The following is a 16,377-nucleotide window of genomic DNA, read 5'->3' on the forward strand; positions in this document are numbered from 1 at the left end:
CCCGCCGGCACGCCCGGCTCGTGCAGTACGCCGTCATCTTCGACCGCATCTTCCGCTTCTCCATCACCGGGTCCCGCGTCCGCAACTACGACGGCCTGGGTGGGCAGCTCCTGTTCGCGTGGATGCACCAGCACCGGGTCCTGCACTGGACCGACACCACACTGACGATCGACTGGGACGAGGCCGCCGGCGTCGTCGTGGCCCTCGGCGAGGAGATCGAACAGCTGTACTGGCGCTCGATCGACCGCCCCAAGATCGCGCACTGGCTCGCCGCCTACGAACTGGTGTCGAGCACCGTCACACCGCATCCCGCATCGGTCTGGGCGAAAGGACCCGATGCGCTTGCACTGACAGGGCCGGCCCGGGGGCTGACCGACGCGGTCCTCGACGACGAGTTCCCCCTGTCGATGTTCTTCGAGGCGCTGGAGCGCAAGATGAAGCCGGTCATCGAGTCGACCGCCGGGATCACCGGAGCTGCCGGGTGACCGGCACCGCGGAGGTGCCAGGGAAAGGCGCAGCGGACGCTACCGGAGCCGGTTGGTCCTCTGCATCCACGGCGGGCGAGGCACTTTCCGGCAGAACCGTCGTCGTGGCGGGCGCCACGAGTGCGGCGGGCGTCGCGGTTTCCCGCCGTCTGGCGGCCGGTGGAGCCCGGGTGGTGAGCATCGGATCCGATGCGGGGCGGCTCGAGGCCGCCCTGGGCAGCATTCCCGGCGTGGATCAGCGCGTGTGCGATCTGACGGACGCCGCGGCGGTGCGGTCCCTGGCCGCGCAGCTTGCGAGGGATTACGACGGCGGCGTCTCGGTTCTGGTGCATCTGGTGGGCGGGTGGCGCGGCGGACAGGGGATTCCCACGCAGTCGGACGAGGACTATGCCTTCCTGCACTCCTCCGTCTTCGCCACTCTGTTCAACACCAGCCGGGCTTTCTATGATCAGCTGGCCGCAAATGACGGGCGGCTGACTGCGGTATCCGCCGCCGCCGTCGAGCATCCCACTGCGTCCGGTGCGTCCTATGCAGCGGTCAAGGCAGGGGTCGAGGCCTGGCTGCGGGCCGTGGCGGACGGTTTCGGGAAGGACGGAACGTCTGCCGCGTCGACTGTGCTGGTGGTCAAGGCACTCGTGGACGAGGACATGCGCCGAGCCCAGCCGGAGAGGAAGTTCCCGGGATTCACCCCGGTGGAGCAACTGGCCGACGCCATCGCCGCCCTGGTGGCGCAACCGGCGGCATCGGTGAACGGCAGACGCTTCACCCCCGCGGAGCTCCTGGCACTGGCGGGCCGGGACACCGGGCCGGCTGGGGGATAATGGGACGGTGACTGAAACTCTTTCGACCCTCCCGCCGCTGCACGACGCCAACGTGCGCGGATTCGCATCCGACAACTACTCGGGCGTCCACCCGGAAGTCCTCGCCGCCCTCGCTGCGGCCAACGGCGGACACCAGGGGGCCTACGGCGACGACGTCTACACCCTGCACCTCCAGCAGGTCATGGAGGGCCATTTCGGCGAGGGCATCTCCGTCTTTCCCGTCTTCAACGGCACCGGCGCGAATGTCCTGTCGCTGCAATCGATCCTGCCCCGCTGGGGCGCCGTCGTCTGCCCGCAGACCGCCCACATCAACGTCGACGAGAACGCCGCCCCCGAGCGGGTAGGGGGCATCAAGCTGCTGCCCGTCCCCACCCCGGACGGCAAGCTCACTCCCGAACTCATCGACCTCGAGGCCTGGGGCTGGGGCGATCCGCACCGCGCACAGCCGCTTGCGGTGTCCATCACGCAGACCACGGAACTCGGCACGCTGTACTCGGTCGAGGAGATCCGGGCCATCGCCGACCACTGCCACGCCCGGGGCATGCACCTGCACATGGACGGCGCACGCCTGGCGAACGCCGCAGCCGCGCTCGGCGTCCCGCTCCGGGCCTTCACACGCGATGCCGGCGTCGATATCCTGTCCTTCGGCGGCACCAAAAACGGGCTCATCTTCGGCGAGTGCGTGGTGGTGCTCAACGAGCAGGCGTCGACAGGGCTCGACTACCTGCGGAAGATGAACATGCAGCTCGCCTCGAAGATGCGGTTCGTCTCGGCGCAGCTCATCGCGCTGCTCGAAGGTGACCTGTGGCTTCGCTCGGCGGCCCATGCCAATGCCATGGCCGCGCGGCTCACCGAGGCGGTGCGGAACATCGAGGGCGTCCAGCTGACCCAGGAGACCCGGGCCAATGCGGTCTTCGCCATCCTGCCGCCCGGCGCTGCGGACCGTATCCGGAAGCACTTCCGGTTCTATGACTGGGACCAGCAGACGCGCGAGGTGCGCTGGATGTGCTCCTTCGACACCACGGAGGACGACGTCGACGCGTTCGCCGCCGCCATACGGCGCGAACTGGGGAGGTAGCAGCACCCGTCGCCGCCGCGGCACGGGATTACCGGCGCGTCGCTGGCGGGTTCCATGCCCGGCAGGGCATAACCTGCGGTAGTGAGCGCAATCGGCGGCCTTCGAGAGGTCCCCCAGGAATTCCTGAGTGCCCTGTCCGGACTCCGCGGGGCTGAGTGTCGCAACGAGCTGCGCCTTGAGGAGCTGCCCGTGCCGTCACGCCTGGCCCCCTTCGCCGTCGCCCTCGGCGCCGAGGTCTTTTCCCCCCTGCATCTGGTGCCGCCGCCCGCCCCGTACCGCCACGGTCCCGCCCGGCTTGGTCCTTCCTCCCGCGAACCCGAGGAGCTCGCCACCGGGCGGTTCATCCTCCTTCACGATCCGCAGGGCCCTGACGTGTGGAACGGGACATTCCGGGTAGTGACGTATATCCGTGCGCAGCTCGAGGCGGACATGGGCAATGACGCCCTGCTCGGTTCCGTCGCCTGGACGTGGCTCGTGGAGGCCCTCGAGAATCACGGCGCCCCCCATCACAGCGCGGGAGGCACAGCAACACGGATCCTGTCGGAGAGCTACGGCACCCTCGAGGAGCGCGCCGACACCATCGACATCGAGCTCCGCGCCTCCTGGACTCCCGCCACGGAGGACGTCAGGAGTCACCTGGAGGCCTGGTCCGACATGGTGTGCGCCTTCGCCGGCATCCCTCCGCTGCCCGAGGGCGTTACCACGCTCCCCCACCGCAGAAGCTAGTGCCGGCGAAGCTAGTGCCGCTCATCCCCGCACCCGCACCGTCCTGTACCGCCCGGACCCCGGTGCCGTGCGGCACGGGCAGCAATTCGGGCGGGGATAGACTGAAATCACCATGAGTTCCCAGACTTCCGAGCAATCGGGCAACATCCCCGCCCCAGAAACCCCTCCATCCGTTGAGTCCCCGGCAGAGACTGCTCCGCCGCTGTCGGTGCTGACCGACCCGCGCGACGGCGTTCCCCTCGTGATCGATACGCTTCCGGGGCTCGAGCGTGCGGCAGCTGCCATCGCAGCCGGGACCGGCCCGGCGGGAGTGGACGCCGAACGGGCGTCGGGATTCCGCTATGGGCAGCGGGCTTTCCTCGTGCAGATCCGCCGGGAAGGCGCAGGCACCTGGCTCATCGACCCCGAGCCTTTCAGCGACCTGCGCATCATCGATGACGCCCTCGAGGGGGTCGAATGGATCCTGCACGCTGCCAGCCAGGACCTGCCGTGCCTCTCCGAACTGGGTATGTGGCCCGATCGGCTGTTCGACACCGAACTCGCTGCACGGCTCGCCGGCCTGCCGCGTGTGGGGCTGGCCGCCGTGATCGAATCCCAGCTCGGCTTCTCCCTGGCGAAGGAACACTCAGCAGCCGACTGGTCGAAACGCCCGCTGCCGGAGCCGTGGCTGCGTTACGCGGCGCTCGATGTGGAGGTCCTGACCGAGCTGCGGGACAAGCTCGTGCGGCTTCTGGCCGACAGCGGGAAGCTCGCCTTCGCCGAAGCGGAGTTCGAACACATCCGTTCGTCCCCGCTCGCGGAACCGAAGACCGATCCGTGGCGCCGCACCTCCGGGCTCCACCAGCTGCGCGACCGCCGTTCTCTCGAGGCGGTGCGCCAGCTGTGGCTCGAGCGCGAGGACCTCGCCCAGCGCCGCGACGTGGCGCCCGGGCGCCTGATCCCGGACTCCGCCATCATCGCGGCCGCGAAGGCCATGCCGTCGACCGTCCCCCAGCTGCTCTCCACCAAGGGTTTCAACGGCCGCGCCGCCCAGAAGGAGGCGCCGCGGTGGATTCGAAGCATCAATGATGCCCTGAAGGCCACCGACCTGCCGCCCCTTCATGTTCCGAGCAACGCGCCGCCACCACCGCGCATCTGGGCGGAAAAGGACCCGGAGGCCGCTGCACGGCTCGGAACGGCACGGCCACGGATCGCCGCGCAGGCTGAAAAACTCAATCTGCCGCTGGAGAACCTGCTGACTCCCGACTTCCTCCGCCGGATCGCCTGGCGCCCGCCCGCCGACCTCACCCTCGACACTGTCAGCGCTGCGCTCGCAGCGCTGGGAGCGCGCCAGTGGCAGATCGATCAGGTGGCCGCGGTCATCACGGTGGCTTTCCTCGATCCGGACCCCCTGCCCTCCAGGAGCGCCGGCGCGGGATCCGGCAGGGAGGACACGGCCCGGCTCGACGCCTCTGCAGGCTGACTTGCCACGCTAAGTTACTCGTCAGTAACATAGACCCGGATCAACATCTCAAAGAGGAGCAACCGGTGAGCCAATCCATCGCAACCACCCCTGCCCGCGGAGCATCGCGCCGCCTCCGGGACGTCGTTTTCGTCGACGGGGTACGCACTCCCTTCGGCAAGGCGGGCGACAAGGGGATCTACGCAGGGATGCGAGCCGATGACCTCGTGGTCAAGTGCATCCGCGACCTGATGCGCCGCAACCCCTCGCTCCCGCCCGAGCGCATCGACGACGTCGCCATCGCCGCCACCACCCAGACCGGCGACCAGGGCCTCACGATCGGTCGGACCGCCGCCCTGCTCGCGGGCCTGCCACGGAGCGTGCCCGGGTTCGCGATCGACCGGATGTGCGCCGGGGCACTGACGGCCGTGACCACCACGGCCTCCGGGATCGCCTTCGGTGCGTACGACGTCGTCATTGCCGGCGGCGTCGAACATATGGGCAACCACCCCATGGGGACAGGAACCGATCCGAACCCCCGGTTCATGTCGGAGCGCCTGGTGGACCCGGCGGCCCTGAACATGGGGAACACGGCGGAGAACCTCCACGACCGCTTCCCGGCGGTCACCAAGGACCGCACCGACGCCTATGCGGCGAACAGCCAGGCGAAGTTCGCGGCCGCGCTCGAGGCCGGGCACATCCAGCCCGACCTCGTGCCCGTCGCGGGCAGGAAGGCCGGTGCCGGCTGGACCCTGAACACCACTGACGAGCCGCCCCGCCCCGGCACCACCGTCGAGGACCTCGCGCAGCTCCGCACGCCGTTCCGCCCGCACGGCAGGGTGACCGCCGGCAACGCCGCAGGACTGAACGACGGAGCGACGGCGGCGCTGCTCGCCTCGGCCGACGCCGCCCTCGAGCTCGGGCTTCCCGTCCGGATGCGCCTCGTCGCGTACGCCTTCGCCGGTGTCGAACCGGAAGTCATGGGAATCGGTCCGGTTCCGGCCACCGAAAAGGCACTGCGCCAGGCCGGGCTCGACATCCGCGACATCGGGCTGTTCGAGATCAATGAGGCCTTCGCCGTCCAGGTCCTCACCTTCCTCGACCATTTCGGGATCGACGACGAGGACCCCCGGGTCAATCAGTACGGCGGCGCGATCGCCGTCGGGCATCCCCTCGCCTCCTCCGGCGTCCGCCTCATGAACCAGCTGGCACGCCAGTTCGAGAAGGATGCCGGCGTGCGCTACGGCATGACCACCATGTGCATCGGCCTCGGAATGGGCGCAACCGTCATCTGGGAAAACCCCCACCACGCCGACTACGGACAGGATGCCGCATGAGCTTCGACCGCTATGAGGAACTCGCAGCACTGGTTCCCACCGAAATCATCACCCACTCCTACGTCCAGGACATCGACCTCCCCTTCGGGGCAGGCGTCCTGGCGCTGATCACCCTCGACAACGGCCTCGATCACTCGAAGCCCACCACTCTGGGCCCGAAAACGCTGATCGAGTACGGCCGCACCCTCGAGGGCCTCAAGGAGCGCGCAGGTCGGGGAGAAATCCAGGCCGTCGCGGTAACCGGCAAACCCTACTTCCTGGTGGCCGGGGCCGACCTCTCGACCGTGAAGTCGCTCCGGTCGGAACAGTACGGGCTGCTCATGGCGGAGCTCGGCCATGAGGCCTACGACCTTTTCGGAAGCCTCGGTGTGCCGGGCTTCGCTTTCATCAACGGTGTCGCGCTCGGCGGCGGCCTGGAGATCGCCCTCGCCGCCGACTACCGCACGGTGTCCGCGGGAGCGGGCAGCATCGGCCTGCCGGAAGCCTTCATCGGACTGGTGCCCGGCTGGGGCGGCGTCTATAAACTGCCCCGCCTGATCGGACCGGCGTCCGCGCTGAAGGTCATGATCGAGAATCCGCTGAGCAACAACCGGATGCTGAACGGCACTGCGGCCTTCGAGTTGGGTATCGCCGACGTCCTCTTCGAGCCGGCCGACTTCCTCGAGCAGTCACTGCTGTGGGCCGCGCGGATCGTGTCCGGGGATGCCGATGCGCTGCGGACGCAGGAAGAGCGCCGCCGCCGGCTGGGCTCCTACGACGACGACGCCTGGGACTCCGCAGTCGCCGCCGGCCGGGCTTTCGTTGAAGCGAAGACCGGCAACGCGGCTCCGGCGCCGGCCAGGGTCCTCGACCTCCTCGAGGCGGGAAAGGACTACACGCAGCAGGAGTCGGCCCGCGCAGAATGTGCAGCGCTCAGTGAACTGATGCAGACGCCGGAGTTCCACTCGACGGTCTACGCCTTCCTCGACCTCGTGCAGAAGCGTGCCAAGCGCCCGGCAGGTGCGCCGGACCGGAAACTTGCCCGCCCCGTGACGAAGGTCGGCATTGTGGGCGCAGGTCTGATGGCGAGCCAGCTCGCGCTGCTCTTTGCGCGCAACCTCAAGGTCCCCGTCGTCCTGACCGATATCGACCAGGAACGCGTGGACAAGGGCGTGGCGTTCGTCCATGCGGAGGTCGACAAGCTGATGGGCAGGAAGCGCCTCTCACAGGACGCCGCCAACCGCACCAGGGCGCTGGTCACCGGGTCCGTGTCGAAAGACGTCTTCGCTGATGCCGACTTCGTGATCGAGGCCGTCTTCGAGGAGATGTCGGTCAAGAAGCAGGTCTTCGCCGAAGTCGAGGCGGTGGTGACACCGGAGTGCATCCTGGCCACCAACACGTCGTCGCTGTCGGTGGCCGAGATGGCCGCGGACCTGCAGCACCCCGAGCGGGTGGTGGGCTTCCACTTCTTCAACCCGGTGGCCGCGATGCCGCTGCTCGAGGTGGTCCGTGCGCCCAGGACCGACGACGCCGTCCTCGCGACGGCCTTCGCCCTCGCGAAGGAGCTCAGGAAGAACGCGGTCCTGGTCCAGGACGCGCCGGCGTTCGTGGTGAACCGGATCCTCGGCCGCATGTTCGGAGAAATCACCAGGGTCTTCAACGAGGGCACCGACGCCAGGACCGCCGACAGCGCACTGCGCCCCATGGGACTTCCCATGACTCCCTTCCGGCTCCTCGCACTCGTGGGCCTTCCCGTCGGGCAGCATGTCCAGGAGTCACTGCGCGCGGCGTTCGGGGACCGCTTCCACGTGTCGTCGAACCAGCAGAAGCTGATCGACGCGGGCATCAAGGGCCTGTGGGAGAAGCAGGACGACGGCACCGACGTCGTTCCCGCATCGACACTGGCGCTTCTCGAGCGCGGCGGTTCGCCGTCGTCGGGCGCCGAGGTGCTGCGACGGACGCAGGACGCTCTGGCCGACGAGATCGGGCGCATGCTCGACGAGGGGGTTGTCGCAGCCCCCGAGGATATCGACCTGTGCATGATTCTGGGGGGCGGCTGGCCGATGCACCTCGGCGGCATCACCCCGTACCTGGACCGCACGGGCGCGTCGGAGCGGGTCAACGGAAAGAACTTCCACTAGGAGGCCCCCATGGCGGACAGAGTGCGGCCCTGCCGGTGACGGGCACGGGGCCGGCCGGCGGAATCGGACCGACCGCCTGGAGATGGCCTGCGCTGGCCATGTTCACCGTCGGCTACGGTGCAAACCAGTTCGTTCCGCTCCTGGCGGTCTACCGCCGCGCGCTGGGTCTCTCCGATGCCGAGGCGATCGCGGTGTTCATCGTCTACGCCGCCGGCCTGATCCCGGGGCTGCTCGTGGGCGGCAGGCTGAGCGACCGGCAGGGCCGCCGCCGTCTGCTGCTCGTCTTCGCTGCCCTGTCGCTGGCCGCGACCGTCGTCCTGATCAGCGGCCAGTGGGGAGTTGCCGGGCTGTATGCGGGCCGTTTCCTGACCGGCATCGTGTCCGGAGCCGTCTTCAGCATCGGCACGGCCTGGATCAAGGAACTCTCGGTCGGCTCGGCCCCGGGAACCGGAGCGCGCCGCGCGGCGTTGGCGCTGACGGCCGGGCTCGGGATCGGCCCGCTGATCGCCGGGATCCTCGCCCAGTGGGCGCCCGCTCCCCAGATACTCCCGTACCTCCTGCATCTGGGAATCGCCGGGGCGGCTTTCGCGCTGCTCTTCCGCGCGCCCGAGACCCGGTTCCGCGACTCCGTGCCGGTGGGCCGGCCTCGCCTCCTCCCGACAGCATCAGCCGCACCCCCCTTCCGCAGGATCATCGTACCGATGGCACCCTGGGTCTTCGGCAGCGTCACGCTCGTGTTCACCACGCTGGCGGAACATGCCGTCCCGAAGGACAACCCCCAGGTCGTGGTCTTCTCCGGATTACTGGCGGCCGTGGCGCTCGCCGCAGGCGCGGCAGTCCAACCGGCAGGCCGCCGGATGTCCGCCCTGCTGACCAGGCCCGGCAGTGCAGCGGCAGTCGGCCTGGCCGTTGTCGCCGCGGGGTGCCTCGCTGCCGCCGCCGCCACCGCACGGCCGTCCCTGGTGGGTGCTGCCGGCGCGGCGCTGCTGCTGGGTGCCGGCTACGGGTTGTGCCTGATTGTCGGACTTGCTGAGGTCGAGGAGCTCGCCTCGGCTGACGAACTCGGCGCCGTGGTGGCGCTCTACTACAGCCTTGCCTACGCCGGTCTGGCCATTCCGTATCTCCTTGCCCTTGCGGCTCCCTCGATCGGCTACCCGCTGGCCCTTGTGGGAACGGCGGGTGCAGCGGTCCTGACGCTGGCCGCGGTCATGTTTCCTGGCCGCCGCCCCCTGCGTACTCGATGATTCCACGCGGCGCCGCGGCAGCCGGTGGCACCCGCACCCCGGAATTGCCGCGGGTCAGCGGGAGGACACCGAGTTGTTGCCCTCGGTTTCGATGACGGGCTCACCCGAGGCGTAGGTGACAGTGTTGTTGTCCCCCTCGACGTCGATGTCCCGGGTGTCCTCGACCTCGAGGGTGTTGTTGTCCCCGTCCACATCGATCTGGCCGACCGTATCGGCGGTGACGGCATTGTTGTTTCCTTCGATATCGACCGTTTCCGCGTTGTCTCCGGTGATCGTGGTGTTGTCGCCGTCCACCTCGATGTCCTCGCAGTCGCCGGTGAATTCGAGTTCGGCGTTGTCTGCCTCGACGTCGATGTCCCCGCCACCGCTGCATTCGACGGTCACAGCCGAGTCCGGGCTCGTGATCTTGTATTCGCCGCCTCCGGTGAGGGCGATGGCCGTGGTGGCGCCCGCGGTTCCCGACGCCGAAGCGCTGGCGGACGTGCTACCGGTTCCCGACGCCGAGGCGCTGGCGGACGTATCGCCGGTTCCCGACGCCGAGGCGCTGGCGGACGTATCGCCGGTTCCTGACGGCGAGGCGCCGGCGGCTGTTTCGGAAGATCCACCGGCGGTGGGCGCAGTCGTCGCGGACTCGCTCTCGACGGTCACGGTGGACCCGGGCGGCGTATCCGCCTCTGTGCATCCCGTCAACAGGGCGACGGCGGCCGCCGATCCGAGGACGAGGGTGATAGGACGGTACTTGAATCTCATGTTCGCTCCCTGGCTTGTCTCCAGCCGACCTGTACCGCGCCTTCGCGGGACCAATCGGCGTGCCTGCAGGATGGTAAGTCTACTTGCTATCCCCTTCTTTGGGTGCGTTTCCGGGAAGGAAACACCACGCGCCGACGAATCGCTCCGGGCGAACATCTGGTACTGGACTCGCGGGGGACGGTGCGTTCATTCTTGACGTAGATGGTCGCATTTCCTGACACAACGGATCGACACGCCCTTCTGACCCATCGACGGCAAGGACAACAGGATGCTTCGCGACGCCACGGCATACAGCGGTATTGCCGTCATCGACATGACACAGGCGCGGCAGTTCTACTCCGACACCCTGGGGCTGCGGACCTCGGAGGAGTACGGCCTGATGTGGCTGCACCATCCCGGCGGGCGGGATACCCTGATCTACGAACAGCCGGAGGCCACTGCCGCAAGCTACACCGTCCTCAACTTCGAGGTTCAGGACATCGACGAAGCCGTGGCCTTTCTTCGGTCCCGGAATGTGACGCCCGAGGTGTATGCGGGCCTGAACCAGGACGAGTCGGGCGTGTTTCGTGACGAAGGTCCATACATTGTCTGGTTCAGGGACCCCTCCGGCAACGTCCTCTCGATGCTGCAGGAGCGCTGAGGCCCCGATGGGCGCCCGAACAGGCGACGCCGCTAAACCAGGAGGGTCCGGGGCTGGCGCGGAAAGATGCCGTCCAGTTCCTCGAGGTCCGTAGGCGTCGGAGTCCAGGACACGGCTGCTGCATTCTGCGCCACCTGTTGCGGGGTGGTGGCGCCAGCGATCACGCTTGCCACTGACCGTTGGCTGGCCAGCCACGAGAACGCGACCTGGACCTCGGTGAGGCTCCGGGAGTCGGCGAAGGCCCGGAACTCGGACAGCTGGTCCCAGTCCGCCCTGTCCAGGATGCTCGTCCGGGAGTGGGTCAGCCTGCTTCCCTCCGGCACTGCGCCCTGCCGGTACTTACCGGTCAGCAGCCCATTGGCCAGGGGGAAGTATGGCAGCACACCGAGTCCGTAGGCTTCGGCAGCTGGAATCACCTCGTTCTCCGCGCGGCGGTCGAGCAGATTGTAGTGGTTCTGCGCCGAGATGAAGGCAGTGTAGCCACCGTCGCCGGCGGTGAATTCAGCCTCGGCGAGCTGCCACCCCGCGAAATTGGAGTGTCCGAGGTAGCGGACCTTGCCGTCGCGCACCAGATCGTCCAGTGCGGACAGGGTTTCCTCGATGGGCGTGAGCGGGTCAGGAACGTGGAGCTGGTACAGGTCGATCCAGTCGGTGCCGAGCCGGCGGAGGGAGGATTCGACGGCGCGGATGATGTACCGGCGGGAGCCGCGGGCTCCCCAGTCGGGACCGTTGACCCCGCCCATGGCGGCGCCGAACTTCGTGGCCACGACGACGTCGTCGCGCCGGCCCTTCAACGCCGTGCCCAGCATCTCCTCGCTGGTTCCGGGAGCCCTGCCGTAGATGTCTGCGACGTCGAAGAAGTTGACTCCCGCGTCGATTGCTGCGCTGATGACGGCGTTGGTGCCGTCCTGCGTCTCCGTGGGAGTTCCAGGACGGCCCAGGTTGTTACACCCGAGCCCCACTGTGGAGACGCTGAGCCCGGACGTGCCTAATCTTCGATAGTCGGTCATGCCCCCACGCTACCAAGAAGGTTGCCCGGGGTACCGGACGGCGCCCCGGGCACCTGCCGGCGCGGGTCAGGAGAACCAGATGCCGATTTCGCGCTGTGCTGATTCGACCGAATCAGAGCCGTGAACGAGGTTCTGCTGGACCTTCTGCCCCCAGTCGCGGCCGAAATCTCCGCGGATCGTCCCGGGCACTGCCAGTGTCGGGTCGGTTGTCCCGGCAAGCGAACGGAAGCCCTCGATGACGCGGTGGCCTTCGAAGACCGCCGCGACCACTGGGCCGCTCACCATGAACTCGACCAGCGGTTCGTAGAACGGCTTCCCGACGTGCTCGGCGTAATGCTCCTCGAGCAGGCTTCTGGTGGCAGTGACCAGCTTGAGGTCCGCCACGGTGTAGCCCTTGGCCTCGATGCGGCTCAGGATTGCCCCGGTGAGGTTCCGGGAAACGCCGTCGGGCTTGATCAGGACGAGTGTGCGTTCAACGCTCATGGATTCTCCTCGTTCGGTTTGGGGCGGAAAGTAATGACGCCGCATCCGACTCTACTAGGGTCTCTTTCCGGGCTTCCCTGGGCGCTGTGCCGGGTGACCTACCGCGATTCTCTCAGGGGGACCCCGGTAGGCTGCGCTACCGCTGCTCTTCCCGGAGCTCTTCTGCCGGCTCTTCGCTCGGGTGGACAACCAGAACGGGGCACCGTGCGTGGGAAACACAGGCTGCGCTGACGGAGCCAAGGAGGAGTCCGTGGAACGTCCCGTGGCCCCGTCGTCCGACGATCAGCATCGCTGCCCCTTCCGAGGCCTTCGCGAGGGCTTTCGCCGGGTGGGCGAACTCGACCGAACTTTCCAGTCCCTCCGGGAGGTGATCACCGAAAGCAGCCGCAAGCGTCGTGTCGAGCCGGTCCCTGGTGGTGTGCGAAAAATTGTCACTGCCCAGCGGCACATACCCTGCATATTCGGCCGGATACTCCCAGGCGCTGACAGCGTGAATAGTGGCATCGAAAAGGGGAGCAATGCGCTGGGCATAGCGCAGCGCCTCGACCGATTGGGCGGAGCCGTCCACCCCCACGACAATTCGGGGTAGCTGCTTCTGTTCCATGACGTGCCTCTCGATGGCCGGACGGTGGAAGTGCTGGCTACTCCACCGTCCCTCCACGGAACCCGTACCGACAGGGCCTTAAGTCACTTCTCCGTCCTCCGGACGCGGAACCTCGACTCCTGTCAGTCCGCGGATCGGGTATCCGCGGCGGCGCCGGAAGGGGACCGATGGTGCGACTCCGGTCTTTAGTCCCTGCCCATGTCGCCGCTCGCCAGTCATGATTGGGGTACCAGCACCAGTGGAAGCGACAGTGGAAGCGGAAGATGACGTCACGACGAATCACGAGAATGCAACGCCTCCGTCCCGACGGACAGGTCCGCGCCGGCAACGTCGGCGCGCGGAATCACGGGAATTTTCGATGAGTCCCGCGCAGGACTCCCCGGACGGAGCGGAGGCGATCCTGTCCGTGTACCTATTGGACGACCACGAGCTGGTGAGGCGAGGCCTGCGGGAATTGCTCGAAGGCGAGGGATTCTGCGTCATCGGGGAGTCCGGGTCTGCCGAGGAAGCCGCACGCCGCATCCCCGCCCTGGCGCCCGATGTGTCGATCCTCGACGCCCGCCTCCCTGACGGGACGGGTATCGAGGTGTGTCGTGATGTCCGGTCGATCGATGCGTCACTGCAGTGCGTCATCCTGACCAGCTACGACGACGAGCAGGCCGTGCGTGGAGCCGTGCTTGCCGGGGCCTCCGGTTACATCCTCAAGGAGATCCTCGGGTCGGACCTCGTCGACAGGGTGCGCCGGGCCGCTCGCGGGGAGTCGCTCTTCGATGAGCGGGTGAGGTCGGAGATCATCGCCGGCATGGCTGAGGCTCCGTTGGAGGATCCCCGCCTGGCAGGTCTCACCAGCCAGGAGAAGAAGGTCCTACGCCTCATCGGAGCAGGACTGACGAACCGGGAAATCGGGGGGGAGCTGTTCCTGGCCGAGAAGACGATCAAGAACTATGTGTCGTCCCTGCTGACCAAACTGGGTTTCCAGCGGCGAACCCAGGCAGCCGTCTACATCGCCAGGCCGTTCGAGGCACCCGCCGGTTAGGAAACCAGCGGCAGCGTCACGACGATCCCGGTTCCACGACCAATGACCGTGTCGAGGTGGAAGTGCCCCCCGCACAGCTCCGCCCGGTGCTGCATGTTCCTCAGCCCGCTCCGCCGTCCTGTCTCCTGGAAGCCACGGCCATCGTCCTTGATCCGTAGCTCGACCTCGTTGCCCGCAACACGGAGGGATATCGTGACGGTGCGCGCCCGGGAGTGCCGAATCGCATTGGAAAGTCCTTCGTGGACGATGGCCCGCACATGATCGGCCGTCAGATCGCCGATGGCTGTATCGACGGGCCCCGAGAACTGGATGACGGGCTCCATGTCGCAGCCTTCGAATGCCTGTTGGACCACACCGAGGATGCGGGAGCTGACACTGGGCCTGCTGTGGGCCACGGACTGCAGCGAATAGATCGTGTCCCGCAGTTCCCGGATCGTCGCGTCGAGCTCGGTCGTCACCGCCGTGATGCGAGCCAGCGGCTCGTCGTCGCTCAGATACCTCCGCAGGCTTTGGATACTCAGTCCGGCAGCGAACAGGCGCTGGATCACCAGGTCATGCAGGTCCCGTGCTATGCGGTCCCGGTCGCCGAAAACGGCATCCTGTTCACGCTGCAGCTGGATCTGGATCAGCTCCAACGCCAGCGACACGTGGGAGGCAAAGGCCGTCGCCATGTCTTCATCGACCCTTGAGAAGGGCGGCCCGTCCGGAGTGCGGGCCACCACGAGGAACCGGGCCTGGCTGCCTCTGCTGGCGAGTCTGGTGCAGAGCGCCGCGTCGAAAGCATCGGCCTCGGGAAGCGGCACCGCGTGCAGCAACTGCTCTCCGCGCAGGACCGTGGTGCCCCTGGACCTGGATGTCAGATCCTGCAGGGCGGGGCCGCTGCCGGATTGCCGGCCCTGAAGCTCGTTCCCGTGCAGACCGAGTGCAACCTCGCAGTACAGCGGCTCATCGGAGGTGAGCCGGGTAAGGATCAGGACCAGTGCGGCGCGGGATGCCGATCGAGCGTGCGCTGCGACGAGTTCCACATCGCTCAGGCTCCCTTGCGAATCATCCAGAAGGGCACGGACGGCCCCCTGGCCGCTTTCAAGCCATCTGGAGCGGCGGGATTCGTCCTCGAAAAGCCTCATGTTCTCGATGGCGACGCCGGCAGCGGCAGCAAGCGCCACGGCCAGCTCCTCGTCCGCCTCGGAAAAATCGGTACCGTCGCTCTTTTCGGTCAGGTACAGGTTGCCGAAGATGGTGTCGCGCACCCGAATCGGCACACCGAGAAACGACGTCATGGGAGGGTGGTGGGCAGGAAAGCCCGATGCCGAGGGATGTTTGCTGAGATCAGCCAGCCGGAGCGGGACTGGTTCGCTGATCAGCAGGCCCAGCACACCGTGGCCCACGGGGAGGGTGCCGATCCTGCGGATCTCATCATCCTGCAACCCGACGGTGATGAAGTGATTGAGGTGCTTGTCCGGTCCGATGACTCCCAGCGCCGCGAAATTCGCGCCCAGCAGTTGGCACGCAGCCGACACCACCCGTTCAAGGACCTTCTCCAGTCCGCGGTTCTCTGCGATCGCAGCGAATCCCGACAGAAGATCGTCAATACCGGAATGGACGAAGGAGCTCAGCGGCTGGGCCGACGCCTGAGGCGGTTGTTGCTCGGGATGTGCACTCACTCGCCACTCCAACGATGAAACGTGCAGGGTCACACTGATCATGAGGCAGGCGATACGAACCGAACCAGGTCTGCCCCGCCGGCCGCTGTGAGGGATCCGGTCCCACTAGGGCCGCATGGCACTATCCTGGCTCTTCCCCAGGTCGTAGCGTCACCTCATGGAAGCCGAGACTACACCCCCATCCGTCCTGCAGCCCCACACGTGCTGGGAGCTCCTGCGGCATGCGCCGTACGGGAGGTTGGCGCTGTGCGATGACGGCACTCCCGACATCTTCCCCATCAACTTCGCGATCGATCATGGCACGATCGTGTTCCGCACCGCAGAAGGGTCCAAACAGAGGAACGCCGAAAACGCGTCGGTGGCTTTTGAAGCCGATGGAGTCGACGGCGACGGCATCCGTGCGTGGAGTGTGGTCATCAAAGGCGAAGCCGCAACGATTCAACGCACCACCGAACTTCTGTCCACCATCCAGCTTCCCCTCAATGCGTGGCAGCCGGGACGGAAGGACCGCTTCGTGCGGATTGTCCCGACCAGCATCACGGGACGATCGTTCGACATTGAACCCTCGTCCCAAACCCCCGCAGCGACGTCGGCTCACGACGAATAGCACCCTTGGACGACTAGCACCATGACACCACGACGATCTGCGGCACGGACCTGCACATCCTCAAGGGTGACGTTCCCACGGTGGACCACGGGCGCATCCTGGGACATGAGGGCGTGGGAACGATCACCGAGATCGGATCCGCGGTCACGAGCCTGATGATCGGCGACCGGGTGATCATCTCGTGCATCTCCGCGTGCGGGCACTGCGACTACTGCAAGCAGGGAGTGTTCTCCCACTGCCTGGGCGAGGAGGGCACCTCCGGAATCGGCTGGATCCTCGGGCACCTCATCGACGGGACGCAGGCCGAACTGGTCCGCGTTCCCTATGCAGA

The 16,377-nt window shown here is 67.2% G+C and carries 16 protein-coding genes and 1 pseudogene; 12 read left to right on the forward strand and 5 right to left on the reverse strand.

Annotated features, from left to right (window positions below; all coding sequences use genetic code 11):
* The 8 genes from Y704_RS21355 to Y704_RS21365 all read left to right on the forward strand — a co-directional run.
* The coding region (locus Y704_RS21355) for a DUF6421 family protein (RefSeq protein WP_253904348.1) at positions 1–485 on the forward strand (485 nt) is incomplete at its 5' end.
* The gene (locus Y704_RS21360; protein WP_081747659.1) at positions 482–1,306 is read left to right on the forward strand and encodes an SDR family NAD(P)-dependent oxidoreductase; all 825 of its coding nucleotides are present in this window, start codon (positions 482–484) and stop codon (positions 1,304–1,306) included. The genes Y704_RS21355 and Y704_RS21360, both read left to right, overlap by 4 nt.
* Before the next feature lie 7 nt (positions 1,307–1,313).
* Entirely contained in the window at positions 1,314–2,384 is a 1,071-nt protein-coding gene (locus tag Y704_RS0113610) for a threonine aldolase family protein (protein ID WP_026550521.1), read from the forward strand.
* 90 nt (positions 2,385–2,474) lie between these two features.
* Positions 2,475–3,110, forward strand: coding sequence for a DUF3000 domain-containing protein (locus Y704_RS0113615; protein WP_035772827.1), 636 nt, complete (start codon positions 2,475–2,477; stop codon positions 3,108–3,110).
* Between the two features lie 112 nt (positions 3,111–3,222).
* Complete coding sequence (locus Y704_RS0113620) at positions 3,223–4,572, forward strand: HRDC domain-containing protein (RefSeq protein WP_026550523.1); 1,350 nt, start codon at positions 3,223–3,225, stop codon at positions 4,570–4,572.
* Positions 4,573–4,637: 65 nt separating this feature from the next.
* Positions 4,638–5,888, forward strand: a complete 1,251-nt coding sequence (locus tag Y704_RS0113625) for a thiolase family protein (protein WP_026550524.1) — start codon at positions 4,638–4,640, stop codon at positions 5,886–5,888.
* A complete protein-coding gene (locus Y704_RS0113630; RefSeq protein ID WP_026550525.1) occupies positions 5,885–8,008 on the forward strand; it encodes a 3-hydroxyacyl-CoA dehydrogenase NAD-binding domain-containing protein in 2,124 nt (707 codons plus the stop codon). The genes Y704_RS0113625 and Y704_RS0113630 overlap by 4 nt, the downstream gene beginning before the upstream one ends.
* 98 nt (positions 8,009–8,106) lie before the next feature.
* On the forward strand, positions 8,107–9,252 hold the full coding sequence (locus Y704_RS21365) for an MFS transporter (RefSeq protein WP_155850373.1): 1,146 nt from the start codon (positions 8,107–8,109) through the stop codon (positions 9,250–9,252).
* Positions 9,253–9,306: 54 nt separating this feature from the next.
* On the opposite strand, the gene Y704_RS0113640 is transcribed toward Y704_RS21365, so the two are convergent.
* Positions 9,307–10,002, reverse strand: a complete 696-nt coding sequence (locus tag Y704_RS0113640; RefSeq protein ID WP_026550526.1) for a DUF3060 domain-containing protein — start codon at positions 10,000–10,002, stop codon at positions 9,307–9,309.
* Positions 10,003–10,270: 268 nt separating this feature from the next.
* Here Y704_RS0113640 and Y704_RS0113645 point away from each other — a divergent pair, with 268 nt between their 5' ends.
* Positions 10,271–10,642, forward strand: a complete 372-nt coding sequence (locus tag Y704_RS0113645) for a VOC family protein (RefSeq protein WP_026550527.1) — start codon at positions 10,271–10,273, stop codon at positions 10,640–10,642.
* A 32-nt stretch (positions 10,643–10,674) separates the two neighbouring features.
* On the opposite strand, the gene Y704_RS0113650 is transcribed toward Y704_RS0113645, so the two are convergent.
* The 3 genes from Y704_RS0113650 to Y704_RS0113660 all read right to left on the reverse strand — a co-directional run bounded on the left by Y704_RS0113650 (position 10,675) and on the right by Y704_RS0113660 (position 12,739).
* Complete coding sequence (locus tag Y704_RS0113650) at positions 10,675–11,652, reverse strand: aldo/keto reductase (protein WP_026550528.1); 978 nt, start codon at positions 11,650–11,652, stop codon at positions 10,675–10,677.
* Between the two features lie 66 nt (positions 11,653–11,718).
* Positions 11,719–12,135, reverse strand: a complete 417-nt coding sequence (gene ndk, locus Y704_RS0113655) for a nucleoside-diphosphate kinase (protein ID WP_026550529.1) — start codon at positions 12,133–12,135, stop codon at positions 11,719–11,721.
* A 136-nt stretch (positions 12,136–12,271) separates the two neighbouring features.
* Positions 12,272–12,739 (reverse strand): universal stress protein, encoded by a 468-nt coding sequence (locus tag Y704_RS0113660; RefSeq protein WP_026550530.1) that lies wholly within the window; start codon positions 12,737–12,739, stop codon positions 12,272–12,274.
* Positions 12,740–13,097: 358 nt separating this feature from the next.
* On the opposite strand from Y704_RS0113660, the gene Y704_RS0113665 reads away from it, so the two are divergent.
* Entirely contained in the window at positions 13,098–13,775 is a 678-nt protein-coding gene (locus Y704_RS0113665) for a response regulator (RefSeq protein WP_026550531.1), read from the forward strand.
* Here Y704_RS0113665 and Y704_RS0113670 read toward each other — a convergent pair.
* On the reverse strand, positions 13,772–15,439 hold the full coding sequence (locus tag Y704_RS0113670) for a GAF domain-containing sensor histidine kinase (protein WP_051477074.1): 1,668 nt from the start codon (positions 15,437–15,439) through the stop codon (positions 13,772–13,774). The genes Y704_RS0113665 and Y704_RS0113670 overlap by 4 nt on opposite strands.
* A 157-nt stretch (positions 15,440–15,596) precedes the next feature.
* Here Y704_RS0113670 and Y704_RS0113675 point away from each other — a divergent pair, with 157 nt between their 5' ends.
* Both Y704_RS0113675 and Y704_RS0113680 read left to right on the forward strand, forming a co-directional pair.
* Positions 15,597–16,046, forward strand: a complete 450-nt coding sequence (locus Y704_RS0113675) for a pyridoxamine 5'-phosphate oxidase family protein (protein ID WP_026550533.1) — start codon at positions 15,597–15,599, stop codon at positions 16,044–16,046.
* A gap of 23 nt (positions 16,047–16,069) precedes the next feature.
* Positions 16,070–16,377, forward strand: a pseudogene (locus Y704_RS0113680) (alcohol dehydrogenase catalytic domain-containing protein); the annotation flags it as partial.

This window comes from Arthrobacter sp. Br18, from assembly GCF_000520555.1.
Classification (GTDB): Bacteria; Actinomycetota; Actinomycetes; order Actinomycetales; family Micrococcaceae; genus Arthrobacter_D.